The 24,797-nt window shown below is 60.0% G+C and carries 26 protein-coding genes and 2 pseudogenes; 18 read left to right on the forward strand and 10 right to left on the reverse strand.

Features of this window, described 5'->3' with window-relative positions:
- Positions 1–184: 184 nt before the first annotated feature.
- Positions 185–487, forward strand: a pseudogene (locus QNH97_RS18090) (isocitrate lyase/phosphoenolpyruvate mutase family protein); the annotation flags it as partial.
- A 187-nt stretch (positions 488–674) separates the two neighbouring features.
- On the opposite strand, the gene QNH97_RS18095 reads toward QNH97_RS18090, so the two are convergent.
- Complete coding sequence (locus QNH97_RS18095) at positions 675–1,568, reverse strand: LysR family transcriptional regulator (protein WP_283553239.1); 894 nt, start codon at positions 1,566–1,568, stop codon at positions 675–677.
- Positions 1,569–1,689: 121 nt separating this feature from the next.
- On the opposite strand from QNH97_RS18095, the gene QNH97_RS18100 reads away from it, so the two are divergent.
- Entirely contained in the window at positions 1,690–2,133 is a 444-nt protein-coding gene (locus QNH97_RS18100; protein WP_283553240.1) for a GFA family protein, read from the forward strand.
- Between the two features lie 98 nt (positions 2,134–2,231).
- Here QNH97_RS18100 and QNH97_RS18105 read toward each other — a convergent pair.
- The 3 genes and pseudogenes from QNH97_RS18105 to QNH97_RS18115 all read right to left on the reverse strand — a co-directional run.
- Positions 2,232–2,402: pseudogene (locus QNH97_RS18105) on the reverse strand (FAD-dependent oxidoreductase); the annotation flags it as partial.
- A 290-nt stretch (positions 2,403–2,692) separates the two neighbouring features.
- A complete protein-coding gene (locus tag QNH97_RS18110) occupies positions 2,693–3,394 on the reverse strand; it encodes a hypothetical protein (RefSeq protein WP_283553242.1) in 702 nt (233 codons plus the stop codon).
- Between the two features lie 265 nt (positions 3,395–3,659).
- Complete coding sequence (locus QNH97_RS18115) at positions 3,660–4,844, reverse strand: aldo/keto reductase (RefSeq protein WP_283553243.1); 1,185 nt, start codon at positions 4,842–4,844, stop codon at positions 3,660–3,662.
- Positions 4,845–5,032: 188 nt separating this feature from the next.
- On the opposite strand from QNH97_RS18115, the gene QNH97_RS18120 reads away from it, so the two are divergent.
- Complete coding sequence (locus QNH97_RS18120) at positions 5,033–6,013, forward strand: AraC family transcriptional regulator (RefSeq protein ID WP_283553244.1); 981 nt, start codon at positions 5,033–5,035, stop codon at positions 6,011–6,013.
- On the opposite strand, the gene QNH97_RS18125 is transcribed toward QNH97_RS18120, so the two are convergent.
- From QNH97_RS18125 to QNH97_RS18145, 5 genes are all read right to left on the reverse strand, one after another.
- Positions 5,976–6,455, reverse strand: a complete 480-nt coding sequence (locus QNH97_RS18125) for a saccharopine dehydrogenase family protein (RefSeq protein ID WP_283553245.1) — start codon at positions 6,453–6,455, stop codon at positions 5,976–5,978. The genes QNH97_RS18120 and QNH97_RS18125 overlap by 38 nt on opposite strands.
- Positions 6,456–6,685: 230 nt before the next feature.
- The gene (locus QNH97_RS18130; protein WP_283553246.1) at positions 6,686–7,522 is read right to left on the reverse strand and encodes a sugar phosphate isomerase/epimerase family protein; all 837 of its coding nucleotides are present in this window, start codon (positions 7,520–7,522) and stop codon (positions 6,686–6,688) included.
- A gap of 1 nt (position 7,523) precedes the next feature.
- The gene (locus tag QNH97_RS18135) at positions 7,524–8,756 is read right to left on the reverse strand and encodes an NAD(P)/FAD-dependent oxidoreductase (RefSeq protein WP_283553247.1); all 1,233 of its coding nucleotides are present in this window, start codon (positions 8,754–8,756) and stop codon (positions 7,524–7,526) included.
- 18 nt (positions 8,757–8,774) lie between these two features.
- Positions 8,775–9,095: a MocE family 2Fe-2S type ferredoxin gene (locus QNH97_RS18140; protein WP_018608132.1), complete on the reverse strand. Its 321-nt coding sequence runs from the start codon at positions 9,093–9,095 to the stop codon at positions 8,775–8,777.
- Positions 9,096–9,131: 36 nt separating this feature from the next.
- Entirely contained in the window at positions 9,132–10,220 is a 1,089-nt protein-coding gene (locus QNH97_RS18145; RefSeq protein WP_283553248.1) for a fatty acid desaturase family protein, read from the reverse strand.
- 162 nt (positions 10,221–10,382) lie between these two features.
- Between QNH97_RS18145 and QNH97_RS18150 the strand changes: the two genes are divergently transcribed.
- From QNH97_RS18150 to QNH97_RS18185, 8 genes are all read left to right on the forward strand, one after another.
- On the forward strand, positions 10,383–11,432 hold the full coding sequence (locus QNH97_RS18150; protein ID WP_283553249.1) for a LacI family DNA-binding transcriptional regulator: 1,050 nt from the start codon (positions 10,383–10,385) through the stop codon (positions 11,430–11,432).
- Positions 11,433–11,936: 504 nt separating this feature from the next.
- Positions 11,937–12,527: an amino acid synthesis family protein gene (locus tag QNH97_RS18155; RefSeq protein WP_283553250.1), complete on the forward strand. Its 591-nt coding sequence runs from the start codon at positions 11,937–11,939 to the stop codon at positions 12,525–12,527.
- A gap of 45 nt (positions 12,528–12,572) precedes the next feature.
- Complete coding sequence (locus QNH97_RS18160; RefSeq protein ID WP_283553251.1) at positions 12,573–13,406, forward strand: alpha/beta fold hydrolase; 834 nt, start codon at positions 12,573–12,575, stop codon at positions 13,404–13,406.
- Entirely contained in the window at positions 13,403–14,884 is a 1,482-nt protein-coding gene (locus QNH97_RS18165; RefSeq protein ID WP_283553252.1) for an aldehyde dehydrogenase, read from the forward strand. The genes QNH97_RS18160 and QNH97_RS18165 overlap by 4 nt, the downstream gene beginning before the upstream one ends.
- Before the next feature lie 12 nt (positions 14,885–14,896).
- Positions 14,897–15,382 carry a flavin reductase family protein gene (locus tag QNH97_RS18170; protein WP_283553253.1) on the forward strand — a complete coding sequence of 162 codons (486 nt, stop codon included), beginning with the start codon at positions 14,897–14,899 and terminating at the stop codon, positions 15,380–15,382.
- 197 nt (positions 15,383–15,579) lie between these two features.
- Positions 15,580–15,984 carry a carboxymuconolactone decarboxylase family protein gene (locus QNH97_RS18175; protein WP_283553254.1) on the forward strand — a complete coding sequence of 135 codons (405 nt, stop codon included), beginning with the start codon at positions 15,580–15,582 and terminating at the stop codon, positions 15,982–15,984.
- Positions 15,985–16,044: 60 nt separating this feature from the next.
- Positions 16,045–16,797 carry a GntR family transcriptional regulator gene (locus QNH97_RS18180; protein ID WP_283553255.1) on the forward strand — a complete coding sequence of 251 codons (753 nt, stop codon included), beginning with the start codon at positions 16,045–16,047 and terminating at the stop codon, positions 16,795–16,797.
- 1 nt (position 16,798) lies between these two features.
- Positions 16,799–17,362, forward strand: a complete 564-nt coding sequence (locus QNH97_RS18185; RefSeq protein ID WP_123413404.1) for an NUDIX hydrolase — start codon at positions 16,799–16,801, stop codon at positions 17,360–17,362.
- A gap of 104 nt (positions 17,363–17,466) precedes the next feature.
- Here QNH97_RS18185 and QNH97_RS18190 read toward each other — a convergent pair whose 3' ends face one another.
- A complete protein-coding gene (locus tag QNH97_RS18190; RefSeq protein ID WP_283553256.1) occupies positions 17,467–17,763 on the reverse strand; it encodes a DUF1330 domain-containing protein in 297 nt (98 codons plus the stop codon).
- A gap of 71 nt (positions 17,764–17,834) precedes the next feature.
- Between QNH97_RS18190 and ribBA the strand changes: the two genes are divergently transcribed.
- From ribBA to QNH97_RS18225, 7 genes are all read left to right on the forward strand, one after another.
- Positions 17,835–18,944, forward strand: coding sequence for a bifunctional 3,4-dihydroxy-2-butanone-4-phosphate synthase/GTP cyclohydrolase II (ribBA, locus tag QNH97_RS18195; RefSeq protein ID WP_283553257.1), 1,110 nt, complete (start codon positions 17,835–17,837; stop codon positions 18,942–18,944).
- 279 nt (positions 18,945–19,223) lie between these two features.
- A complete protein-coding gene (locus tag QNH97_RS18200) occupies positions 19,224–20,249 on the forward strand; it encodes an ABC transporter substrate-binding protein (protein ID WP_123344296.1) in 1,026 nt (341 codons plus the stop codon).
- Positions 20,234–21,175 carry an ABC transporter permease gene (locus tag QNH97_RS18205; protein WP_283553258.1) on the forward strand — a complete coding sequence of 314 codons (942 nt, stop codon included), beginning with the start codon at positions 20,234–20,236 and terminating at the stop codon, positions 21,173–21,175. The genes QNH97_RS18200 and QNH97_RS18205 overlap by 16 nt, the downstream gene beginning before the upstream one ends.
- A gap of 6 nt (positions 21,176–21,181) precedes the next feature.
- Complete coding sequence (locus tag QNH97_RS18210) at positions 21,182–21,991, forward strand: ABC transporter permease (protein WP_283553259.1); 810 nt, start codon at positions 21,182–21,184, stop codon at positions 21,989–21,991.
- Between the two features lie 17 nt (positions 21,992–22,008).
- Positions 22,009–23,160, forward strand: a complete 1,152-nt coding sequence (locus tag QNH97_RS18215; protein WP_283553260.1) for an ABC transporter ATP-binding protein — start codon at positions 22,009–22,011, stop codon at positions 23,158–23,160.
- A 47-nt stretch (positions 23,161–23,207) separates the two neighbouring features.
- The gene (locus QNH97_RS18220; protein WP_123344299.1) at positions 23,208–23,693 is read left to right on the forward strand and encodes a flavin reductase family protein; all 486 of its coding nucleotides are present in this window, start codon (positions 23,208–23,210) and stop codon (positions 23,691–23,693) included.
- Between the two features lie 29 nt (positions 23,694–23,722).
- Positions 23,723–24,766 (forward strand): LLM class flavin-dependent oxidoreductase, encoded by a 1,044-nt coding sequence (locus QNH97_RS18225; protein ID WP_123413399.1) that lies wholly within the window; start codon positions 23,723–23,725, stop codon positions 24,764–24,766.
- The last annotated feature ends 31 nt before the right edge of the window (positions 24,767–24,797 follow it).

Below are 24,797 nucleotides of genomic sequence, written 5' to 3' on the forward strand. Positions count from 1 at the left end.
AGCCGCAGAACTTCATGGCGCTGCGCTCGGCGCAATAATGGGTGGCTAGGGTGATGATGAAACTCGGAACTGCCCGGCGGAATGCGTGGAATTGAGCTTATCGAGCAACGTACATTGCACAACCGGCCCCTAACACGCCGCCCCTCGCCATAAAAATCATAACTTTCAAAGGAATTGGATTGTCATGACCACACTGGATAACGCTTTTCACAAGCTGCATCAGAACGGACTGCTGGTCTTGGCCAATGTGGCCGATGCGGGCGGTGCGCGTATCGTCGAACGCTTGGGCGGCAAGGCTGTAGCGACCAGCAGCGTGGCCATTGCCTGGTCCCATGGTTATCAGGATGGCAACAAGCTGCCTCTCGACCTGCTGAGCACCACCGTCAAATCGATGGTACGAGTGCTCAACGTACCGCTCACGGTGGACATCGAAGGTGGCTACTCGGATGACCTGGAGCGGGTCGGTCAGGTGATTGACGCCGTCATCGTGGGCGTGGTGCGCTCGGAGCTGTGGCCCGGGCAGACATTGGCCGAGCGAGTAACCATGTCCTCGACCACTTGACGATCGGATTGGGCCTGCGCCGAAAAGGCAACGGCAGACAGGGCGAGCACTACAAGATTTGACGTCCAGGACACGCGAAACCTCCTATGGAAAACATCGGCCCCAACACCATTTAAGCGTCGGCTAAAAAACGTGACAACGATTGCGAGAGCGCGTCAAACACCAGCGAAACACGCCGCACCCGCTTCAGGTCGTGGTGCATCGCGATCCAGATGTCAACCGGGAAGTCCACTTGTTCGGGCAGCACGCGCACCAGATCGTGACGGCGCGCCAGTTGACTTGAGCACACGCCGATACCCAGTCCCGCCCGCAGCGCTGCGAACTGGGCCAGATGATCGTCGCTGCGAAAGACCACATGTTCTCCGCTACAAAGAAAACCCTGTTGTGCCAAGAACGCCTGCTCAGTCAAATTGCGGTCCGGACCGATGACAGGGTATTCGCTCAGTTCATCTGCGCATCGAGGCCGACCTCGGTGCTCGAGCAACCCCGCCGTCGCATACAGGCCCACACGCAGGTCACCCACATGGCGAGTGATGATGGAGGCCTCGACGGGACGACGAATGCGTACGGCCACATCCGCTTCCTGCAATGCCAGATCTTCCAGGCGATTCGATACGCTCAGTTCGAGCGCTATTTGGGGCTGAGCAGCGCGGATCTCGTGCAGCATCGAAGGCAGTATCTCCACGGCCAGCAACTGATTGCTGGTGACCCGTACAATTCCGCCAGACACATTGGCCTGCGCGGATGCCGCACGGGCAAACGCTTCGGCGGCCAATGCCATCGATTGGGCATGGCCAGTCAACTCTCGGGCGTTGTCCGTGGGCATCAATCCCGCTGGCGAACGGACGAACAGGCTCGTTCCCACGCTGCGTTCCAGCGCGTCGATACGTCGTCTGGCGGTGGCTTGAGCGATGCCCAGCGCTCGTGCGGCTGCGGACAAGCTTCCCGTTCGAAGAACGGCCAGGAAAACACGCTGGGTTTCCCATTGAAGTTGCGGGAGGTGCATACATTTCCTATGTGCCGGTAGAAAGGTTTGATCAGTTTTACTGAAGCCGAATCTTGTGCATGCTTTACCGAAGTGATGCGCTGCTTCAAGCGCCCAGTTGTTCAAATACGAGACTTTACTTATGAAACTTGCCGGTGGTTGCCGTTGCGGCGCCGTATCCTATCGTTCACTCAGCGACCTGCAGGTCGCCATCTATGCTTGTCATTGCCAGTCTTGCCAGACCTGGAGCGGCAGCAGCTTCGCGCTGCATGCCATGCTGCCCGGTAACGCGTTTATCCTGGAAGGCCCGACCCTCGAATATACCTATGAAGACCAAAGGCAAGTCGCGCATCACTGTCTCTGTGCGACTTGCCATACGCGCATCTATAACACCACTTCGGCCGCGCCTGGTTTTTGGATTCTGCGCGCAGGCACGCTCGACGACAGCGCATCCTTGAGCCCCGTTGCGCACATCTGGGTCAAGCACAAACAGCCTTGGCTGAACCTGCCCGTCAACATCGCAACCTGGCCAGAAAGCCCCACGCCCGAGGCGTTCGCGGCAGCTTTGAACGCGGGGGATCGATGACTGAAATGAGGTATCCAGCCGCCTTAGCAAAATGGCTCAGGTAAACGGGCACCTGCCGAAAGCGCGACCAATGCATTATCCAGGTTTGCCGCGGTGTCCGCTTCTGGGCCGATTGCGGCAATCCGCGTGTCGCCATGACTTGAGCCTTGGTCGTGGGGAGGATGATGGCGGTCTATGCCTATCACCTTGGCCCCGGCGCTCGCGAGGTGATACACAGTGGCGGCCCCAATTGCGCCTAGACCTAGCACCGCAACGTCATATTGCTGCATCTCATCTTCCTTAGTTTGCCGGCGGTTACACGGAAAATGTGTGCGTCGTTACGTATGCCAAGGCTAACCAATCCGTTGGCTAAGCTCACGCGTTTTGCCAATTGGCCTGCATAGTTGAGGGGTGTCTGTGGCTTCACGAGGCTGGCTAGATGACTTGGCCGGACGGATACATTTCTGCTGGAGTGACAATATTTAATCCGCGCCCTCCTTACATTTAACAAAAACTCTTATTCCTGCAGACGTCCATTGCCTAATCGAACTAACAAATTAAAGTTCACCTAAGTCTTCATCTACTTCCAGTCAGCCCTAACCTCTAACAACGACCTCAAGAAGGTATAGAGCAAAATTGCGGCGAGAGCGGCGGCGGCTATCAGCGTAAGCCAGAGGATGACCAACAGGGTGAATGTGACGCTGTTGTTTAACTCTCGAAAAATGCCGAAGGCGAAAGCTGTGTACCAAGACACACCCGAAACTGCACCGGATGCGAGAAACAAGGTAGCTCTCCTGCGGGAGACTCCAAAGAGCAGGGGGCGACTCAAGTCGCGTAGTGCTTCTGGCAACACAAACGCGTGGATGATTATTCCATTGATGGTCAGGACGATCACCACAATGACCTTCGCCCAAAGTTTAGGGTTTTCAAACTTTTCCGGCGACTCCATCGCGTAAAGAGCAAGGAAACCAAGGCCTGAGAGCCATAAAAGGCATAGTCCAAGGGTGACCTCGTCGCTGATGAAGTGAAAAGTGCGTCCGATTTCAACGGGGAGGCTACCCTTACGCATCCAACGCAAAATCCAGAGATCTAGCATCGTCGCCCCGCCGAGACCGAAGCACATACCGAGCAGGTGTATACCTACTAGGAATGTCAGGACCTTTAGCTGTGGGAGTGGATCAGGCAATGGAACACTGAGCGGAAGTGTGTCCGCAAGCAAGTTTCCACTGCTCGAGAGCGCAAGTAGGCTGCCGAAAATCATGAAAGACGTTCGTAGTTTCATTTATGACGACCTTAGACTAGCGTTCTTATTTGAACGCGTGCGCAGTGTGTTGATTGGAGAATAAGGTCCTTGAATTCTCAACGTTATGGATATAACGTGATTGCCGGGACAGGACGTTAAAGCCTGCTCCCGCAAGTTGCTAATAAAGCGGACGCTATTTGCATAGTTGCTGCAATCAGGAGGATAAATTTGAAACCAGCCACGGGATAAACGAGGCTGGCGACGATGGCTTCACATCAGCCGGTTGCATGGACGAAGACTCTACTCATGAAGGAACCGGTGCTTGAGCATCGATCAAGCTCTGGCTCTTCAGTTCATCCCAAAAGGCTGCCGGAATACCGACCTTCATCGCCTGTACATTGGAAACGATCTGCCCCGGCGAACGTGCCCCCGGAATGATCGCGGACACTTGCGGATGTGCTGCCGCGAACTGCAGGGCGGCAGTATGAATATCGATGCCATGTCGGCTGGCAACCGCCATGATTCGCGCGCGCTTTTCCACCGCTCCGGCAGGCAGATCCGGGCTGAAGTTGTATCGGCTGCGCCCCCCCAGAAATCCATCATTCAGTGGTGTTCCAACCACGGCGCTGGTGCCCTTCCTGCTCAACGCCGGAAAGGTGTTGCGCAACGCATCGCCGTGGTCAAGGAGGGAATACTGGCAGGCAAGCAACACGATGTCGGGAGTCGGGTCATAACCGGCTACCGCCCGAACCACGGCATTCGGCGTATTGACTCCGAAGCCCCATGCCTTGATGAGACCCTCATCACGCATCTTTTCAAGCTCGACCATCGCCCCTGTGCGCGCAATTCGATACGCCGCTTCCCAACCGCCTTCCAGTTCGGTGTTATCGGGCGAGATGTCATGGATAAAGACGATATCGATACGTGGCAGCCCTAGACGCTGCAGACTGTCTTCCACGGAGCGACGCGCGCCTGCAGCAGTGTAGTCATATCGGTAGTTGAAGGGCGCCGGCGACTTCCAGATAGCATGGTCCGCGCGCTGGCCACCAGCGGCCGTCAATACGCGGCCGACCTTGGTGGACACCACATAGTCGTCTGGATTTTTGCCGCGCAGGAAGCGGCCTAGACGATATTCACTCAAGCCAAACCCGTAGAACGGCGAGGTGTCGTAAAGCCTTACACCTGCCTCCCAAGCAGCCTGCAGAACCAAGCCCGCCTGCTCGTCGCTGATCGGCGCAAAGATATTGCCGATCTGCGTCCCGCCCATACCAAAGCGTTGAGGCGTCATGTATCTCATTGTATGCGAGGGTAAATTGACGGGCAGGTCTGCACGCACGATCCGTCCTTCGGTACGCATCACGCTTCCAGGCTCCGTCAGCGAAGAGGGCACCGGGGCAGTAGCTACCGAACTTGCGATGCTCGATGCTGGCAGCAAAGCGGCTGCAACAGTACCCACTGCCGAATAGGTAAGAAAATCTCGTCTGTCCATCCAACTTTCCTTTCGCGATCAAGGTTTCACGGGATCATCGAAGCCGGTACACGTACTAGAAGTTAGAACAATGAGGGTTGGCCGGGTGACCCTAATGCGCCATATTTTCTGCACAATCCTGCCGATGCTCTTGTGCTGGTCACGCACTCTCAGCAAACTCGAGCATTCCGTAAATTGGGGGGGATGTGATGACGAGCGGTGCTTTCTCGCAGTTCGGTTTCAGCCGTGTGCATTCCCTGACCTTGCGCGATCCGATGCAGCTCACCGAACGCTCCCAAGCGCTCCAGCGGCTTATCGAAAAAGTCAGCCTGCAGATTGGCTTGAACGAGGTTTGCACAACGTCGATTCCAGGCTTGAGCTTTTATCGAATAGCCGAGCTAGGTACGCCCACGTACTGCATTTATGAGCCTTGCGTGGCCATTATCCTGCAGGGCGCGAAGGAGATCTCGTTCGGCGAGGAAGCCTGTGGGTTCGGGCAAGGGGCGTTTTTCGTCACTTCAGTCGATATCCCCACACTGGCTCGCGTTACCGCGGCTAACGAGCAAACCCCTTATTTATCCGTTGTGTTGAAGCTCGATTTTTCCATGCTCAATGAAGTGATCCTGACCCTGGAACCGCCAAAGCAGGAAATGGCTACTGAAGCGCGGGGCTTCGTATCCGGTGTGGCGACGAGCGAGATGCTCGATGCGTTCGCTCGACTCGCCACGCTGATCGAACGGCCGCTTGAAGCAGGCTTGATGTCGGGCCTTATCAAGCGGGAGATATACGGTAGGCTGCTGCTCAGTGAAGCGGGGCATTTGTTGCGCAGCGTCACTCGCGATGGTTACCGAGATAAGGGCATCGTAAGAGCCGTCGAATGGCTAAAATATCACTACGATAAACCGTTGCAGATAGCCGACCTCGCCGAACGATCAGGCATGGCCAGCTCCACGCTGCATCACCGTTTTCGCAAGCTGACAGGCACCAGCCCCCTTCAGTATCAAAAATCGCTACGGCTGCAAGCCGCGCGTAGCCTGATGTTGACCGAGCGGATAGACGTCAACACCGCTGCGTTGCGAGTCGGCTATGAAAGCGTTGCCCAATTCAGCCGCGAATATGCCCGGCGCTTCGGAGCGCCACCCTCGAGAGACATCAAGCACGCACGGGAAAATGGTGGGCGGCTCGATTAGCTGCGCTAAGCATCATATCGGTGATCCGGGTGTCGGCTATGGTCTCGGCGAAGCCGTAGCCGAACAGACCGGCGGGTGTCTGGAAGCCGGGCCGAACCTCACCCGCAAGCACTCGCCGGGCAGCTTCTGCAGCGGCCATCGAGGTAAAGGTATAACCGTTAACTGTATCAAGCCCCGAGCGTGCCACCGTACCGTCCGCGCCGGTGACTTCTACCGCCGCATGGTAGCGATTCGCTGCCCGTTCTTCGATGCTCGGCCCGGCAGGGAGAGCTTGGACATTTCCGGTTGGAAATGCTCCCTCGGTGACATGAACGAAAGTTTCAATATGACTCCGGTCTTTCTCACGACCGGCAAGAACGAGGTCAAGTCCAGCGGATGCAGCATGCTCCGCCGCCATGCCGCCGGTGTAGCCTGCGGCGCCATAAATCATCAGCTTTCTCATAAAGGCCCTGCTTTCTGGGATGGCTATTCGAGAGAGGCATCGATGCGTGCGATCAGCCCGTCGGTATTTGTAACTCGCCAATAAAAGGTATCTGTGATCCCCGCCAGGGCAAAACCGCAATAAAATTGAGACAAGCATGACAATTTACACACCGCAACAGCGGCTTTCCAATCTGGACCTCACCCGTTTTATCCACTGATACAAACCGTCACAACCCATCATGCCTTAGATCAGCGCCCCGCCTGACATTCATCCCAAACACCCCGCATCAGTTCCTTCAGCATCAGCGCCTCGCCCCAGCGATCCGTTATGTCGCGCCCATCACTCCCTGTGATCGCATAGGGTGGCGGCCCAAGTTCACAGGTGAAGGACAGGCTCGCGGGTGTGTTCGGTCGCGCCAGCCAATCCTTGATTCCGTAACGCCACCAGCCTAGAAACCGGTCCAACCAGGGGCGATGCTGGGTAAAGGTCAAGGGCACCTGGACCTGCTCACTATTAGCGACTCGCCCGTGAAAACCCCAACTGTGTCGTAGGATGGTGTGAATCTGTTCGTCGTCTTCGGCCGCGGCCGACTCAGGCAATTCGCGGCCCACGACGTAATGGGACAAGTCAGCCAACAACTTGAGGTCGGGCATCTGCGCGAGCAAGTCGAGGGTGAACAACAGGTCACTGGTGAGACGATAGCGGTGGGTTTCCAGCAGGATCGGAAAGTCCACCTGCTCGGCCAGACGCTGCCAGCCTTCGATCAGAGTGATCGCTTGTGCCAGCGTGCGCGGCCGGACGTCGGCTTGCAGCGTGAGGTGGTGGCAGCCGTAACGGGAGGCAACCTCAAGTGCTTGCGCCAAGTCATTCACGGTGCGGGGAAACAGTTGACCTTCGATTTGCAGGCCTTGCGCCTTGGCAGCGGCATGCAGACGTTCGGCCTGTGGCGCGATCCAGAAATGGTCGGTGATCCCATCGAAGCCAGCAGCGGCAATCTTCTCCACCTGCGCCTCCAGGGAAAGATCGCATTGACCACGGTGATCTTGCATGGCCCACAGGGACTGAAATACCAGGAACTCACGCATGTCAGGGCCTTAGTAGATGTTTGAGAGGCACATCGGCGTCGGCCAACGCGTCCACAGAGAGTGGGGTCAGGTTGGCAATCAGCCGTTCACACAACTTGATGTCCTTGGCAACGCTGTTGCCCTGCCCCCAACCGCAGGCCCCTTGCAAACGCTGGTAGGTGTCCAGGTAGAACAGCAGCAGACCACCGTCTGCCAGGGTGCGAACGGCCGAAGGTGGCGTCGGTGAGATCACGCCCACCGTCTGCAAGCCCCAGTCGTACTGATCAGACCAGAAGCCGGGAACACCCTCGAACGGCAACTCGCCGCCCAACAGATTCAATGCCGCGTGACGGCCCTGGGTCTCGGCATTGCGCCAGGTTTCCTGGCGCTGGAATAACGCGTCGGCGTGCAGGCGAAACTCACACACATCGCCGGCGGCAAAGATGTCTGGCGCGCTGGTGCGCAACTGGGCATCGACTCGAATTCCCTGGCCCACCTCAAGCCCCGCCGCCGCGGCCAATTCGATGTTGGGTTGCATGCCGATACCGACCACCACCCAGTCACAGGGCAACACCTGGCCGTCCACCAGTTGCACCGCCTCAGCGCGCTCGATGCCTTGTACCCTTTCAAGCGCTACGTTCAGCCGCACGTCCACGCCCTGTTGCCGATGCAAATCCAACAAGGCCTGGGACACAGCTTCAGGCAATACTCGCCCGGCCAGTCGTGGCCCGGCTTCCAGCAACGTCACCTGACAGCCTAAGGTTCGGGCCGTTGCCGCGACTTCGAGGCCGATAAAGCCACCGCCGATGATCACCAGGCGCGTGCCGGGCATCAATGCGCTGCGCAGGGCCAGGGCTTCGTCATGGGTGCGCAGGTAAAGCACGTTGGCCAGAGGTTCAGGCACCAGGGACAAGCGACGCGCTCTACCCCCGGTTGCCAACAGTAATCGGCTGTAGGGCAACCAACGTCCGTCGGTCAATTGCAGGCGGTGGTGCTGCGGATCCAGGCTTTTTACCGGATTGCCCGCCAGGTGTTCGATGTTCAGTTCAGTGAGCCGGCTATCGCTCCACAGGCTGCAATCGTCCAGGTTCATCGTGCCCTGCAGCAAGCCCTTGGACAGCGGAGGACGCTCGTACGGCAAATGAAGTTCATCGCCGATCAGGATCAGCCGACCGGTATAACCCTGCTCGCGCAAGGTCAGCGCCGCACGGCCACCGGCATGGCCGGCGCCGACGATAATCAGTGGAGCATTCATGGCGTGCACTCCTGGCGGTCAAGCCGAAATGGCGAGCAGAACCCGCCCCGCGTCGACCCGTACCGGATAGGTCTTGAGATTGACGCACACTGGCGCCCCCAAGGCTTTGCCGGTGCGATAGTCAAAGCGCCCGTTGTGCTTGGGGCACTCGATGACGTGGTCCATCACCAGGCCGTCAGCCAGGTGGATCGACTCGTGAGTACACAGGCCAGCAGTGGCGAAAAACTCGTTGTCAGCAGAGCGGTAGATGGCATAGGTATGCGGACCGTGGTCGAAGCGAATGACGTCTTCTTCATTGATTTCGCCCACGGCGCATACATCGATCCATTGATCGTTCATGGCGTTTTCTCTTGTTCGGGATACAGCCGGAAGGTGTCAGCCCAGGGTGGCTTCAGCCTGTGGATGAGCGTCGGTGGCAGGCCTTGAGCTACCGACGGGGCGTCGCACGAAATACGTCGGGTCCTTGCGCTGCTTCAAGAGGGTCGGAATGATTTCCTTGAAGGCCTCGCCTATGTTGGCGTAAGGCGGCGGGCAGTCGTGGCGGATCTCTTCATGGAGTTGCGCCAGGGCGTGGTACGGCACCATCGGGTACATGTGGTGCTCAAGGTGATAATTCATGTTCATGTACAGAAAGCGCAGTACCCGGTTCATATAGATGGTGCGGCAGTTGCTGCGGTGGTCCAGCACGTCTTCCGCCAGGCCCACATGTTGGGTGAGGCCAAACAGGTAAGATAACCAGCCGCCATACAGGATGGGCAGGCCGATATACATCAGCGGCAACCAGCTGTGCAGGTAAAGTGCCGCGCCAAAGACAACGGCGTAAATCACGAGCCAGATACGGGCCGCCAGGAACACCTTGGGCCACTCGGACTCAGGGATGAACGTCTGTTCCTCGGCATCCATTTTGCCAACCGCGTGCCGGCACACGCCCCCCATCGTCTTCAGCAGCAACGGGATCTGGAACAGGCTGAGCAGCATCATGAACAAGCTCGGTGGACGCGGCTCGACGATTTCCGGATCGCGGCCGACGACGATGGTGTCGGTATGGTGCCGTGCATGGCTCCAGCGCCACACATGGGGCTCGAACATGCACATGAAGCTCGCCACCTGGTAGAGCGCATCATTCATCCAGCGAGTCTTGAAAGCCGTGCCGTGGCCGCTTTCATGCCAGCGCGGGTTGGAGGCGGTGGCGTACAGAACGCCATACGCAAGAAAAAACGGCACACAAGCCCAAGTGCCCCAGAACCAGTAGCCGCCGAAGCCGGTGATCAGCAGGGCCAGCAACCAGATGGCGGTGTCGAGCAAGGCCGGGCCGTCGCGGCGCTGCATCAGTTGCTTCATGCGTTGACGGGAGATGGGCGACTGGTACCAACTGGCCGATACAAGGCCTTTTTCAGCCGCGCGGGCGGCTTCAGGGCCGGTCAGGCGATAGTCCCGAGTAGAGGCTGTGTTGTCTTGAGGCATTGTTATTGTTCTCCGCAAGCGTGAGATGTCAGGTGCTTTGCGTAAGAAAATATAGAGAGCAAGGAAGCCCCCCTCAAGGTCTTGAATACATTCCCTATCAAGCTATCATCCAGCTCCTGCGGGGCTTGATAGTTTTCTATCAAGACGCTTTGAAGGTTCATCATGAATAACAATAAACGCCCCACCATCGCCACGGTCGCCGAACACGCAGGCTTAAGTGTCGCCACCGTCGACCGCGTGCTCAACGCTCGCGCCCCGGTTAATCCAGCCACTGCCGAACAGGTGCTTCAGGCCGCCGAAGCCGTGGGTTATTTTGCGGCGCGGCTGATCGGCCAACGCATTCTCGAACGCCGCCCCACATACCGTTTCGGCATCCTGCTGCTGGGCACCGCCCAGGCGTTCTACGCCAACCTGGCCCAAGCCATCACCGAGGCCGCGCAACGCCAGGTCGGGGCCAACCTGACCTGCCAATTCGAATACGTTTTTGATCGCACCCCCAGCGCCATCATCGCCCAGATCGAACAGTTGGCGGTGCAGTGCGACGGCCTGGCGGTGGTCAGCTTCGCCCACCCGCAGATCAACGCCGCCCTTGCCCAGATTCGCGAGGCCGGCGTGCCCGTGGTGGCACTGCTGTCGGGCATTCATGAGGCGGCGACCGAGCCCTATGTCGGCCAAGACAATCAGGTAGTCGGGCGCACGATGGGGTGGCTGCTGGCCCGCACCTGTGGCGCGCGCAAAGGCAGCATCGGCATTCTGCTCGGAGGTCATCGCTTTCTTGGCCACCAGGCGCGGGTCGAAGGCTTGCACAGTTACTTGGCCGAACACGCACCTGGGCTGCGCCCGCTGGAGCCGCTGATCAATCTGGACAACTGCGACATCACCGAAGAAGCAACCCTCGACCTGCTGGTTCGGCATGACGATTTGCGCGGGCTATGCGTGGTAGGCGGCGGTGGCGACGGGATTATCAACGCGTTGGCGCAACTGCCCAAGCGCCCGACGCTGTGCTGCATTTTGCAGGAGTCCACCGAGCTGTCACGCCAAGCCCTGGCCCAGGGTTTGGTCGACGTGGTGATCGACTCTCAGCCGCGCCAGACTGCAACGGCGCTGGTGGATCTACTGGTGGAATTGCAGACTGCCGAGCAGTTCGATCCTGTGCGTCACCGGGTGCATATTCCGCTGCAGATTGTGACATCGGAGAATTCCCAAAGCTGATGGGCTGGCGGCACAACCTGTTCGGCCCTTGATCGCGCAATTTTGGCTACCTTACCCCGCTGCACCGCCTGATCCGCTTCCTGGTCGTCAAACCAGCATTTGGTCTCGGGCCTCCTTCAGATTCGCAGTCGTCCGCGACGCCCTTCCCTCTGGCTAACACTTCCCCCTTGCCGGATGTGTAGGGGGACTTTCACTTTCGAGTCAGCCACCGGCCAAAAGATGGCAACGAAAAGGGCCGAGACCTGCGAAATCAACCGAGATGTTTAAGCGACTTCGTGTCGTACTTCACCCGATATATCGTAGCTGTACGCCTCACCGCCCATCAACCATCGACCGCTACAAGATCAATACCAATCCTGATGCAGTGATGTACTCCGAGCAAGGGAGCAATACCTTCCCTCCTTTTATCACCTTCCGACCAGAAATCCGTTTCAGGGACTTGTGCTTCCGGTATTATGGTATACCATAAGACGCATAAGTATCCTTCCCTACACGGAGCAGCTCATGAGTTTCGAAATTCGCAAGATCGTCAGCTATGTCGAAGAAACCCTCATTGAAGGCGGCAAGGCCAGCGATAAGCCGGTGATCATGGTCGGGTTGGCGGTGGTGATGAAAAACCCTTGGCTGGGCCGTGGTTTTGTCGAAGATCTGAAGCCGGAAATCCGCGCCAACTGCTCCGACCTCGGTGCGCTGATGGTCGAACGCCTGGTGGGCATTATTGGCGGCGCGGAAAAAATCGAAGCCTATGGCAAGGCCGCCGTGGTGGGCGCCGACGGTGAAATCGAGCACGCCTCCGCCGTGATCCACACCCTGCGCTTCGGCAACCACTACCGCGAAGCGGTCAAGGCCAAGAGCTACCTGAGCTTCACCAACAAGCGCGGTGGTCCGGGCACCTCGATCCAGATCCCGATGATGCACAAGGACGACGAAGGCCTGCGCTCGCACTACATCACCCTGGAAATGCAGATCGAAGACGCGCCGCGCGCCGACGAAATCGTCGTGGTGCTGGGTTGCGCCGATGGCGGTCGCCTGCACCCGCGCATTGGCAACCGCTACATCGATCTGGAAGAGCTGGCCGCCGAGAGTGCGCAGTAATCCAGTCCGGGCCACGACAATAATAAAGGCATGCAGGAGCGCTCCATGATTCGGCTCACCGCTGAACTCACCCCGGCGGGCACCAGTTACCTGGCGACCGGCCAAGGCCAGCCCGTGGTCTTGATCCACGGCGTCGGCCTGAACAAAGAAATGTGGGGCGGCCAGGTGGTTGGGCTGGCCACGAAATACCGCGTGATTGCCTACGACATGCTCGGCCACGGCGCCAGCCCGCGCCCGGAAAGCGGCACCCCCCTGCTCGGCTATGCCGATCAGTTACTGGAGCTGCTCGACCACCTGCAATTGCCCCAGGCGAGCGTGATCGGTTTCTCCATGGGCGGCCTGGTGGCGCGGGCCTTTGCCTTGCATTACCCGCAACGCCTGCAAGGCCTGGTGGTGCTCAACAGCGTGTTCAACCGCAGCGCCGAACAGCGCGCCGGGGTCATCGCCCGCACCGCCCAAGCCGCCGAGCACGGACCGGATGCCAACGCCGAGGCCGCCTTGTCGCGCTGGTTCAGCCGCGAATACCAGGCGGCCAACCCGGCACAGATTGCCGCGCTGCGCCAGACCTTGGCGCAGAACGATCCGCAAGGTTACCTGACCACCTATGAACTGTTCGCCACCCAGGACATGTACCGCGCCGATGACCTGGGCAACATCCACGTACCAACGCTGATCGCCACCGGCGAGCTGGACCCGGGCTCGACGCCGGAAATGGCCCGGCAGTTGGCCGAGCGAATTCCCGGCGCCACGGTTGCCGTGCTCGCCGAGCAGCGGCATATGATGCCGGTAGAGTCGCCACGCCTGGTCAACCAGATGCTGCTGGAGTTTCTCGACACGGCAAACGCCCGACAAAATCCAATCAAGGGGATCGTTGCATGACACTCGCACGTTTTTCTATGTGCATCGGCGGTGAATGGGTCGATGCCCTGTCCGGCAAGACCTTCGAAAGCCTGAACCCGGCCCTGGCGCAACCCTGGGCCGAGTTGCCCGACGCCGACGAAGCCGATGTCGAGCGCGCCGTGCAGGCGGCGCAGACGGCTTTTGACAGCCCGGCCTGGCGTGGCTTGACTGCGACCGCACGGGGTAAACTGCTGCGACGCCTGGGCGACCTGATCGCCGAAAACAAAGAACAGCTGGCCCAGCTGGAAAGCCGCGACAACGGCAAGCTGATCCGTGAAACCCGGGGCCAGGTCGGCTACTTGCCAGAGTTTTTCCATTACACCGCTGGCCTGGCGGACAAGCTCGAAGGCGGCACGCTGCCGCTGGATAAGCCAGACATGTTTGCCTACACCGTGCACGAAGCCATGGGCGTCGTCGCGGCGATCATTCCCTGGAACAGCCCGCTGTACCTGACGGCGATCAAACTGGCACCGGCGCTGGCGGCCGGCAACACCATCGTGATCAAACCGTCGGAGCACGCCTCGGCGACCATTCTCGAACTGGCGCGCCTGGCCCTGGAAGCCGGCATTCCGCCAGGCGTGGTCAACGTCGTCACCGGCTACGGCCCCAGCACCGGCGCCGCCCTCACCCGCCATCCGCTGGTGCGCAAGATCGCCTTCACCGGCGGCGCCGCCACGGCCCGGCATGTGGTGCGCAGCAGCGCCGAGAACTTCGCCAAGCTGTCCCTGGAATTGGGCGGCAAGTCACCGAACATTATCTTCGCCGACGCGGACCTCGACAGCGCCGTCAATGGTGCGATTGCCGGGATCTATGCGGCATCGGGCCAGAGCTGCGTGTCCGGCTCGCGGCTGTTGGTGCAGGATGAAATCTACGACGAATTCGTCTCGCGCCTGGTTGAGCGCGCCCAGCGTATCCGCATCGGCAACCCGCAGGACGACAGCAGCGAAATGGGGCCGATGGCGACCGCGCAGCAACTGGCAGTGGTCGAAGGCCTGGTCGCCGATGCCCTCGCCGAAGGCGCGCGCCTGCGCCTCGGCGGCAAGCGTCCGCAGAACCTGGGCGAAGGCTGGTTCTACGAGCCCACTTTGTTCGAATGCGACCACAACTCGATGAAGATCATGCAGGAAGAAGTCTTCGGGCCGGTGGCTTCGGTCATCCGGTTCAAGGACGAAGCCGAGGCCCTGGCGATTGCCAACGACTCACAGTTCGGCCTCGCCGCCGGCATCTGGACGCGCGACCTGGGCCGCGCCCATCGCCTGGCCCGGGATGTGCGTTCCGGGATCATCTGGGTCAATACCTACCGCGCGGTCTCAGCCATGGCGCCCATCGGCGGTTTCAAGAACAGCGGTTACGGACGCGAAAGCGGCATCGATTCAGTGCTGGCCTATACCGAACTGAAAACGGTGTGGATCAATCTTTCCCAGGCGCCCATGCCTGATCCGTTCGTGATGCGCTAGGAGTCCTGAAAAATGATCGAACCCGGCATCTACAAAGAAGTCATGAGTTCCTTCCCTTCCGGCGTCACAGTGGTCACCACCCTCGACCCGGACGGGAATATCGTCGGCATCACCGCCAGCGCGTTCAGTGCGCTGTCGATTGATCCGGCGCTGGTGCTGTTCTGCCCCAACTATGCCTCTGACACCTACCCGATCCTGCGGGACAGCAAGCAGTTCGCCATTCACTTGCTGTCCGCCGACCAGACCGCTGAAGCCTATGCGTTTGCCGGCAAAGGCAAGGACAAGGCCAAAGGCATCGACTGGCACCTCAGCGAGTTGGGCAACCCGCTGCTGGGCAAGGCCACGGCCATCATTGAGTGCGAGCTGTGGCGCGAATACGACGGTGGCGATCACGCAATCATCGTCGGCGCGGTGAAGAACCTGATCCTGCCGGAGCAACCGGTGACGCCGATGATTTATCACAAAGGCAAGTTGGGGCCGCTGCCCGCGCTGGCCTGATGGCTATACACCTCCCCCTGTGGGAGCTTGCTCGCGATAGCGGTGTGTCAGTCACATGGATGTTGGATGTGCTGCCCTCATCGCGAGCAAGCTCGCTCCCACAGCTTCTTCACTTTTCAGGGAGCGCGCATGAGCCCGGTAGCCTAGCAACTCTTTAGCCAGCCAGCCTATATCGACGATTTTGAGAGCACACAGCGATGAGCAACGATAAATACGAACAAGGCCTCAAGATCCGCACCCAGGTGCTGGGCGAAGCCTATGTGCAGCGCTCCATTGAAAACGCCGACGACTTCACCCGGCCCTTGCAGGAAATGGTCACCGAATACTGCTGGGGCCATGTCTGGGGTCGCGAGGGGCTGTCGCTCAAGGAACGCAGCATGATTAACCTGGCGATGATCTCGGCGCTCAATCGCCCCCATGAACTCAAGCTGCATGTGCGTGGCGCCTTGCGTAACGGCCTGAGTCGTGAGCAAATACGCGAAATTCTGCTTCAGGTCGGTATCTATTGCGGTGTCCCCGCGGCCGTGGACAGTTTCCGGCTTGCCCGTGAAGCCTTCGCCGAAGCCGATGCCGAGGCCCCCAGTCAACCCTCGGCTGTTTGATCTGAACGTGCACGAATGTTGCCCGTTTGGCATGGACAGCCATATTAGAGAGCGGACCCCATGAAACGCCTGCCACTCGACGACAGCTTCAAGGTCAATCGCAACCCCATCACCCTGCGCGAAATCGTGCTGGATAAACTGCGAAGCGCCATCATGAACTTCCAGCTTTTGCCGGGAGATCGCCTGGTGGAACGGGACTTATGCGATCGCCTGGGCGTAAGCCGCACGTCGGTGCGCGAAGCCCTGCGCCACCTCGAATCCGAAGGCCTGGTGGAGTTCGCCGATGCGAAAGGTCCGCGGGTGGCGATCATTACCCTGGCCGATGCCGGCGATATCTATGAATTGCGTTGCGTGCTCGAGGGCTTGATCGTCCAGCTGTTCACCCTGCGGGCCAAGGCCAAGGACATCAAGGCGCTGGAGAAAGCCCTCGAGGAAAACCGCAAGGCCCTCAATGATGGCGAGTTGCAACAAGTCATCGATTCGGTGCAAGGCTTCTACGACGTGCTGCTCGAAGGCTCCGGCAACCATGTCGCCGCCACCCAGTTGCGCCAGCTGCAGGCCCGCATCAGTTACCTGCGGGCGACGTCGGTGTCCCAGGAAAACCGGCGCGGCAGCAGTAACCAGGAAATGGAACGCATGGTCGACGCGATCAAGAGCGGCGACCCCCTGGCCGCCCACCAGGCGTGCGTCGACCACGTGCGCGCCGCCGCCAAGGTCGCCCTGGAATACCTCAAGCGCAAGCAGGAAGAGACCGGTGACATCCCTGAAATCACGGCGCCCATCGCCTTGAAAGAACCGCGCATAGGTCGCTGATATGTTCAGCCCGAGCTTTTGTCCAAAGTGTGGCGGCAGTGACTTGAGTCACCGCCTGCCAGCGGGCGATACCCATGAGCGCCTGATGTGCGGCGGCTGCGGCTACATCCATTACGTCAACCCGAAGATCATTGCCGGCTGCATCATCGAGCAGGACGGTAAATACCTGCTATGCCAACGCGCCATTCCACCGCGTCCCGGCACCTGGACCCTGCCGGCCGGCTTCATGGAAGGCGGCGAGACCACCGAACAGGCGGCACTGCGGGAAGTCTGGGAAGAAACCGGCGTACGCGCCGAGATCGTATCGCCCTACTCCATCTTCAGCGTGCCGAAGATCAGCGAGGTGTACATCATCTTCCGCGCCATCGCGGTGGAGATCACCGGCCAGTTCGGCCCGGAAACCCTCGCCTGCCAGTTCTTCGCCCCCGAAGACATTCCCTGGGACAGCATCTATTACCCGGCCATCCGACAGATCCTCGAGCGTTATATCGAGGAGCGCCAGGCCGGGGTCTACGGCATCTACATCGGCAACGACGACAGCGGCAAGATCCATTTCATCCGCTGAGCCCCTGTAGGAGCTGGCGAAGCCTGCGATCTTCTGATCTTGATCTTTCGCTCCAGACTCAATTGGCAGGGGAAAGATCGCAGCCTCGTTGCACTCGACAGCTCCTACAGTGGAATCCCACCCTCGACAATGATCACCTCGGCCCGGGCCACGCCCTCGCGGTGCCGTTTCGCCTCCTGATATTGCTCGCTGTGGTAACAGGCCAGCGCCTGCTCGTAAGAATCGAACTCGATGACCACGCTGCGTTGCGGTGTCGGCCGACCTTCCATCGCTTCGCTGCGCCCGGCCCGGGCCAGCATCCGCCCGCCATATAAAGCGAACGCCGCCGGGGCGCGCTGGGTGTATTGGCTGTATTGATCGGGGTCGGTGACATCCACGTGAGCAATCCAGTACGCCTTCATAGTGACCTCTTGGTTTATTTTGTATTATGGTATACCAATAAATATACCCACCAAACACTGAGAGTTCCAGCATGGCCTTCAACAACATCGAAGAAATCATCGAAGATTACCGGCAAGGCGAGATGGTGCTGCTGGTCGATGACGAAGACCGGGAAAACGAAGGCGACCTGCTGATCGCCGCCGACCGCTGCACCGCCGAGGCCATCAGCTTCATGGCTCGCGAAGCGCGCGGGTTGATTTGCCTGACCCTGACCGACGAGCACTGCCAGCGCCTGGGTCTGGAGCAGATGGTACCGAGCAACGGTAGCGTGTTCAGCACCGCGTTCACGGTATCCATCGAGGCCGCTGTGGGCGTGACCACCGGTATTTCCGCCGCCGATCGTGCGTGTACCGTTGCCGCCGCCGTAGCCGCCAATGCAGGTCCCACGGACATTGTGCAGCCCGGTCATATCTTCCCGCTACGCGCCAAGGAAGGCGGCGTGCTGACCCGCGCCGGTCACACCGAAGCCGGTTGCGACCTCGCTCGCCTGGCCGGTTTCACTCCCGCTTCAGTAATCGTCGAAGTGATGAACGACGACGGCACCATGGCTCGCCGCCCTGACCTGGAAGTATTCGCACGCAAACATGGAATCAAGATCGGCACCATCGCCGACCTGATCCACTACCGGCTCAGCACCGAACACACCGTAGTGCGCATCGGTGAACGCGAATTGCCGACGGTGCATGGGACGTTCCGGCTGATCACTTTTGAGGACCGTATCGAAGGTGGCGTGCACATGGCGATGGTCATGGGTGACATTCGTCGAGAAGAACCCACCCTGGTGCGAGTGCATGTGATTGATCCGCTGCGCGATCTGGTCGGCGCTCAGTACAGCGGCCCGTCCAACTGGACGTTGTGGGCCGCGCTGCAACGGGTGGCTGAAGAAGGTCGCGGCGTGGTGGTCGTGCTGGCTAATCATGAGTCGTCGCAAGCGCTGCTGGAACGCGTTCCACAACTCACCCAGCCGCCACGGCAGTTCAGCCGCTCGCAATCGCGCATTTATTCTGAAGTAGGGACAGGGGCGCAGATTCTGCAGGATCTCGGCGTGGGCAAGTTGCGTCATCTCGGCCCGCCACTGAAATACGCAGGCTTGACCGGTTACGACTTGGAAGTGGTCGAGAGTATTCCGTTCACCGAATGAGTCCGGGGATGCCACCTTTTCCGCGCAGGCACTACTGGGTGACCTGACGGCAAAAAACGCTTTTGGCTGATAGCCGGTAAGGCAAAGTGCTTGCACAAAGTTTGGAATACCATAATATGATATTCCACAGACCGAATGATTCAGCCAAGTGCGCCCACAAGGGAAAGCACCAATAACAGCCCTTGGCACGGTCGCCTTTAGAGGCCAGATGGACCTACTGCTCCCGATAGGCGGGCATTACCAAGCCCGCTCAAAAACACAACAAATGAGGGCGTGAAAATGGTGTTGAAGAAAAGTGCAGCCGCAATCTTTTTTGCTGGCCTGTTGAGCGTCACCAGCCAGGCGACGATGGCCGCTGAAAGCGTCAACTTCGTCAGTTGGGGCGGCAGCACCCAGGATGCGCAGAAGCAAGCCTGGGCCGACCCGTTCAGCAAGGCCAGCGGCATCACCGTGGTCCAGGACGGCCCGACGGACTATGGCAAGCTCAAGGCCATGGTCGAAAGCGGCAACGTGCAGTGGGATGTCGTCGATGTCGAAGCGGACTTCGCCTTGCGCGCCGCTGCTGAAGGCTTGCTCGAGCCCCTGGATTTCTCGGTCATCCAGCGCGACAAGATCGACCCACGCTTCGTGTCCGATCACGGCGTCGGTTCCTTCTACTTCTCGTTCGTCCTCGGCTACAACGAAGGCAAGCTCGGCGCCGGCAAGCCCCAGGACTGGTCCGCACTGTTCGACACCAAGACCTACCCCGGCAAACGCGCCCTGTACAAATGGCCAAGCCCCGGTGTGCTCGAACTGGCCCTGCTGGCCGATGGCGTCGCGGCCGACAAACTCTACCCGCTGGACCTGGACCGCGCCTTCAAGAAACTCGACACCATCAAGAAAGACATTGTCTGGTGGGGCGGCGGTGCGCAGTCGCAACAACTGCTCGCGTCCGGTGAAGCCAGCATCGGCCAATTCTGGAACGGTCGGATTTATGCCCTGCAACAGGACGGCGCACCCGTTGGCGTAAGCTGGAAGCAGAACCTGGTCATGGCCGACATCCTGGTCATCCCAAAAGGCTCGAAAAACAAGGCAGCGGCCATGAAATTCCTGGCCAACGCCAGCAGCGCCAAAGGCCAGGCCGATTTTTCCAACCTGACCGCCTATGCGCCGGTCAACGTCGACAGCATCGCACGCCTGGATTCGGTGCTCGCCCCCAACCTGCCGACCGCCTACGCCAAGGATCAGATCACGCTTGATTTCGCGTACTGGGCCAAGAACGGTCAGGACATCGCGACACGGTGGAACGAATGGCTGGTCAAGTGAAAATATCAGCAACGGCAGCCCCTCGCACCGGGAGCGCCCTGGGCGCCGCCGGTGCGGTACCGGCCAAGGCGGCGACGCACACCCCGTCGCTGGCACAGCGCTGGCGCGGGGTCGGCAACCTGGCGCCCGCCCTGCTGTTCCTCGGTTTGTTCTTCCTGGCGCCGCTGATTGGCTTGTTGTTGCGCGGCGTACTGGAGCCGGTGCCCGGCCTGGGTAATTACGAGCAACTGTTCGCCAATTCGGCCTATGCCCGGGTGTTGTTCAACACCTTTTCGGTGGCCGGGCTGGTGACGCTGTTCAGCTTGCTGCTGGGCTTTCCGCTGGCCTGGGCCATCACCCTGGTACCCCGTGGTTGGGGCCGCTGGATGCTGAATATCGTGCTGCTGTCGATGTGGACCAGCCTGCTGGCCCGCACCTACTCCTGGCTGGTGCTGTTGCAAGCCTCGGGGGTGATCAACAAAGCGTTGATGGCAATGGGCATCATCGATCAGCCACTGGAGATGGTGCACAACCTCACCGGGGTGGTGATCGGCATGAGCTACATCATGATCCCGTTCATTGTCCTGCCATTGCAGGCGACCATGCAGGCCATCGACCCGATGATCCTCCAGGCCGGCTCCATCTGCGGCGCCAGCCCCTGGACCAACTTCTTCCGGGTGTTCCTGCCGCTGTGCCGGCCGGGGCTGTTTTCCGGTGGGCTGATGGTGTTCGTGATGTCCCTCGGTTACTACGTGACCCCGGCGCTGCTGGGCGGCGCGCAGAACATGATGCTGCCCGAATTCATCATCCAGCAGGTGCAGTCGTTCCTCAATTGGGGCCTGGCCAGTGCCGGCGCTGCGTTGTTGGTGGCGATCACGCTAGTGCTGTTCTACTTCTACCTGAAGCTCCAACCGGAATCCCCGGTGGGCGCCAGCAACGCGAGGTAAGCCGTCATGCTCCTGACTCCCAATGCCATGAGCCGGCGCATGCGGTTCAGCCTGTACTTCACCACCGGCCTGATTGCGCTGTTTTTGCTGCTGCCCATTGTCTTCATTGTGCTGTTGTCGTTCGGTTCATCCCAGTGGCTGGTCTTCCCGCCACCGGGTTGGACGTTGAAATGGTACGGCCAGTTCTTCTCCAATCCGGACTGGATGAGTGCGGCGCTAACCAGCCTCAAGGTCGCCGTATTGACCACCGTCTGCGCCGTGGCGCTGGGCTTGCCCACCGCGTTTGCCCTGGTACGCGGACGCTTCCCGGGCCGGGAAATGCTCTACGGTCTGTTCACCCTGCCGATGATCGTGCCGCTGGTGATCATCGCGGTAGCGGTGTATGCGCTGTTTCTCAAACTCGGCTACACCGGGACGATGTTCGCCTTCGTGGTCAGCCACGTCATCGTCGCCCTGCCGTTCACCATCATTTCGATCATCAACTCGCTCAAGCTGTTCGACCAGTCCATCGAGGATGCCGCCGTCATCTGCGGCGCCTCGCGCCTGCAAGCGGTGTTCAAGGTGACGTTCCCGGCGATCCGCCCGGGCATGGTCGCCGGCGCGCTGTTTGCGTTCCTGGTGTCGTGGGACGAAGTGGTGCTGAGCGTGATGATGGCCAGTCCGACCCTGCAAACCTTGCCCGTCAAGATGTGGACCACCCTGCGCCAGGACCTGACGCCTGTGATCGCCGTCGCTTCGACGCTGCTGATCGGCCTCTCGCTCTTGGTGATGGTGATCGCCGCTGCCCTGCGCCGGCGCAACGAAATCAGCGCCTGAACGCCTAGGAGAATACGATGAGTGCCGTCAAAGACCCCGCACAACAGAACAACAAGACCCTGGTCAGCCTGCGCAACCTGAACAAGCACTACGGCGATTTTGCCGCCGTGGACGATATCTCCCTGGACATCCAGGACGGTGAATTCCTGACCTTCCTCGGCTCCAGCGGCTCGGGCAAGAGCACCACGCTGTCGATGCTGGCCGGGTTTGAAACCCCCAGCAGCGGCGAGATCCTGGTGGACGGCAAATCCCTGGTCAACGTGCCGCCGCACAAACGCGACATCGGCATGGTATTCCAGCGTTACTCGCTGTTCCCGCACTTGTCGGTGCGCGACAACATCGCCTTTCCCCTGGCGATCCGCAAATTGGCCAGCGCTGAACGTGAGCGCCGGGTCGATGCCATGCTCAAGCTGGTGCAGCTGGGAGAGTTCGCCCATCGCCGTCCTTCGCAACTGTCCGGCGGCCAGCAACAGCGCGTGGCGATTGCCCGGGCGCTGGTCTATGAGCCACGCATCCTGCTGATGGATGAACCCCTCGGCGCCCTGGACAAGAAACTCCGCGAAGACCTGCAGGATGAGCTGCGCCAACTGCATCGGCGCCTGGGCATCACCATCGTCTACGTCACCCACGACCAGGAAGAGGCCATGCGCTTGTCCCAACGCATCGCGATCTTCAGCCACGGCAAGATCGTTGGCCTGGGCAGCGGCTACGACCTCTACCAGAACCCGCCGAATGCCTTTGTGGCGTCGTTCCTGGGCAACTCCAACTTCCTCAAGCTCAAGGCCCAGGGCAATGCGGTGGCGAGCTTCGAAGGCCAGTCGCTGTCGATCCGCCTGACCGCAGGGCTGCAAACCGATCAGGACGTACTGCTGATGGTGCGCCCGGAAAAAGCCTTGGCCTTGAGCGTCGAACAATCGGCCCAGGAACCCTTGGCGGCCGGCTGGAATGAAGTCTCGGCCAAAGTCGTCGAGGTGCTGTTCCTGGGGGAAAGCCAGACCTGCAGCGTGGTGACGTCCAGCGGCACCGCCATGACCGTCAAGGCGCTGTCCGCCGCCGGCATGCCCCTCAAGGCTGGTGACCCGGTGCGTGTGCGCTGGGCCACCGCCGATGCCTGCGTCTACACCCAATGGGTCGAGAGCGATCTGAATAAAGCCGCCGGGGCCCATTGATGAACGCTGTCTGCCCCTCCAGAAAAACCATACCCGAGGATTGGCCAATGATCGACGCCGCCGTTTACAAACAAGTCATGGGCTCGTTCCCGTCCGGGGTAACGGTCATCACCACGCTCGATGACGATGGGCAAATCGTTGGCCTCACCGCCAGCGCCTTCAGTTCTTTGTCGATGGACCCGGCCCTGGTGCTGTTCTGCCCCAACTACAGCTCCGATTCCTACCCGGTGCTGATCAAGAACAAGCACTTCGCCATCCACGTGCTCTCCGGTGGGCAGCAGAACGAAGCCTACGCGTTCGCCCGCAAAGGCAAGGACAAGGCCCAGGGCATCGAATGGACCCTGAGCGAGTTGGGTAACCCGTTGCTGAGCAATGCCACCGCCATCATCGAATGCGAACTGTGGCGTGAATACGAAGGCGGCGACCACGCGATCATGGTCGGTGCCGTGAAGAATCTGATCGTGCCGCAACACACACCGGGGCCGCTGGTTTATTGCCACGGCAAGATGGGCGCCCTGCCCGTCCTCGCCTGAACCGATCGTCAACAACAAGAGAAAGCACCATGAAATTTTCCCTGTTTGTACACATGGAGCGTTGGGACGAAAGTGTCAGCCATCGCCAGTTGTTCGAAGACCTGAGCGAGCTGACCCTGATGGCCGAGGCCGGTGGTTTCAGCACCGTGTGGATCGGCGAGCACCACGCCATGGAATACACCATCTCGCCAAGCCCGATGCCGCTGCTGGCGTACCTGGCCGGCAAGACCACCACGATTCACCTGGGCGCCGGCACCATCATCGCGCCGTTCTGGCACCCGCTGCGGGTGGCCGGCGAATGCGCGCTGCTGGACGTGATCAGCAACGGGCGCATGGAAGTCGGTCTGGCCCGTGGCGCCTATCAGGTAGAGTTCGACCGCATGGCCGGTGGCATGCCGGCCTCCTCCGGTGGCCAGGCGCTGCGGGAAATGGTCCCGGTGGTGCGCGCCCTGTGGCAAGGCGACTACGCCCATGACGGTGAGATCTGGAAATTCCCCACGTCCACCAGCGTGCCCAAGCCGATCCGCAAACCTCACCCACCGATGTGGATCGCCGCCCGCGACCCGGACTCGCACAATTTCGCCGTCGCCAATGGCTGCAACGTGATGGTCACGCCGCTGATGAAAGGCGATGAAGAAGTCCTCGACCTGAAAAACAAGTTCCAGGCGGCCCTGGACAACAACCCTGATGTGCCACGCCCGCAATTGATGGTGCTGCGCCACACCCACGTGCATGCCGTGGACGACCCCGAAGGCTGGAAGGTTGGTGCCCTGGCGATTTCCAGGTTCTACCGCACCTTCGATGCCTGGTTCGGCAACAAGCAGGTGCCGGTCAACGGCTTCCTGGCGCCAAGCCCGGAAGAAAAGTTCGCCGAGCGTCCGGAGTTTCAACTGGAGAACATCCGCAAGAACACCATGATTGGCACGCCGCAGGAAATCATCGAGCGGATCAAGTACTACCAGGAACTGGGCGTGGATGAGTTCAGTTTCTGGTGCGATAACAGCCTACCCCACGCGGAGAAGAAAAAATCCCTGGAGCTGTTCATCAAACACGTGGTCCCGGCGTTCCGCTGAGTCCACCACCCTGCACCTCGGAGACGAAACC

Origin of the sequence: Pseudomonas sp. G2-4 (genome assembly GCF_030064125.1) — a bacterium.
Lineage (GTDB): Bacteria > Pseudomonadota > Gammaproteobacteria > Pseudomonadales > Pseudomonadaceae > Aquipseudomonas.

Bases quoted from the DNA above. Each gene is read 5' to 3' on its own strand.
- QNH97_RS18130 (WP_283553246.1), bottom strand. From the start codon at position 7,522: ATGCGTGAGTTCCTGGTATTTCAGTCCCTGTGGGCCATGCAAGATCAC.
- QNH97_RS18125 (WP_283553245.1), bottom strand. From the start codon at position 6,455: ATGAGAAAGCTGATGATTTATGGCGCCGCAGGCTACACCGGCGGCATG.
- QNH97_RS18190 (WP_283553256.1), bottom strand. From the start codon at position 17,763: ATGAAGGCGTACTGGATTGCTCACGTGGATGTCACCGACCCCGATCAA.
- ribBA (WP_283553257.1), top strand. From the start codon at position 17,835: ATGGCCTTCAACAACATCGAAGAAATCATCGAAGATTACCGGCAAGGC.
- QNH97_RS18175 (WP_283553254.1), top strand. From the start codon at position 15,580: ATGAGCAACGATAAATACGAACAAGGCCTCAAGATCCGCACCCAGGTG.
- QNH97_RS18135 (WP_283553247.1), bottom strand. From the start codon at position 8,756: ATGAATGCTCCACTGATTATCGTCGGCGCCGGCCATGCCGGTGGCCGT.
- QNH97_RS18140 (WP_018608132.1), bottom strand. From the start codon at position 9,095: ATGAACGATCAATGGATCGATGTATGCGCCGTGGGCGAAATCAATGAA.
- QNH97_RS18180 (WP_283553255.1), top strand. From the start codon at position 16,045: ATGAAACGCCTGCCACTCGACGACAGCTTCAAGGTCAATCGCAACCCC.
- QNH97_RS18205 (WP_283553258.1), top strand. From the start codon at position 20,234: ATGGCTGGTCAAGTGAAAATATCAGCAACGGCAGCCCCTCGCACCGGG.
- QNH97_RS18120 (WP_283553244.1), top strand. From the start codon at position 5,033: ATGACGAGCGGTGCTTTCTCGCAGTTCGGTTTCAGCCGTGTGCATTCC.
- QNH97_RS18110 (WP_283553242.1), bottom strand. From the start codon at position 3,394: ATGAAACTACGAACGTCTTTCATGATTTTCGGCAGCCTACTTGCGCTC.
- QNH97_RS18215 (WP_283553260.1), top strand. From the start codon at position 22,009: ATGAGTGCCGTCAAAGACCCCGCACAACAGAACAACAAGACCCTGGTC.
- QNH97_RS18155 (WP_283553250.1), top strand. From the start codon at position 11,937: ATGAGTTTCGAAATTCGCAAGATCGTCAGCTATGTCGAAGAAACCCTC.
- QNH97_RS18220 (WP_123344299.1), top strand. From the start codon at position 23,208: ATGATCGACGCCGCCGTTTACAAACAAGTCATGGGCTCGTTCCCGTCC.
- QNH97_RS18225 (WP_123413399.1), top strand. From the start codon at position 23,723: ATGAAATTTTCCCTGTTTGTACACATGGAGCGTTGGGACGAAAGTGTC.
- QNH97_RS18150 (WP_283553249.1), top strand. From the start codon at position 10,383: ATGAATAACAATAAACGCCCCACCATCGCCACGGTCGCCGAACACGCA.
- QNH97_RS18200 (WP_123344296.1), top strand. From the start codon at position 19,224: ATGGTGTTGAAGAAAAGTGCAGCCGCAATCTTTTTTGCTGGCCTGTTG.
- QNH97_RS18165 (WP_283553252.1), top strand. From the start codon at position 13,403: ATGACACTCGCACGTTTTTCTATGTGCATCGGCGGTGAATGGGTCGAT.
- QNH97_RS18145 (WP_283553248.1), bottom strand. From the start codon at position 10,220: ATGCCTCAAGACAACACAGCCTCTACTCGGGACTATCGCCTGACCGGC.
- QNH97_RS18100 (WP_283553240.1), top strand. From the start codon at position 1,690: ATGAAACTTGCCGGTGGTTGCCGTTGCGGCGCCGTATCCTATCGTTCA.
- QNH97_RS18170 (WP_283553253.1), top strand. From the start codon at position 14,897: ATGATCGAACCCGGCATCTACAAAGAAGTCATGAGTTCCTTCCCTTCC.
- QNH97_RS18095 (WP_283553239.1), bottom strand. From the start codon at position 1,568: ATGCACCTCCCGCAACTTCAATGGGAAACCCAGCGTGTTTTCCTGGCC.
- QNH97_RS18210 (WP_283553259.1), top strand. From the start codon at position 21,182: ATGCTCCTGACTCCCAATGCCATGAGCCGGCGCATGCGGTTCAGCCTG.
- QNH97_RS18185 (WP_123413404.1), top strand. From the start codon at position 16,799: ATGTTCAGCCCGAGCTTTTGTCCAAAGTGTGGCGGCAGTGACTTGAGT.
- QNH97_RS18160 (WP_283553251.1), top strand. From the start codon at position 12,573: ATGATTCGGCTCACCGCTGAACTCACCCCGGCGGGCACCAGTTACCTG.
- QNH97_RS18115 (WP_283553243.1), bottom strand. From the start codon at position 4,844: ATGGACAGACGAGATTTTCTTACCTATTCGGCAGTGGGTACTGTTGCA.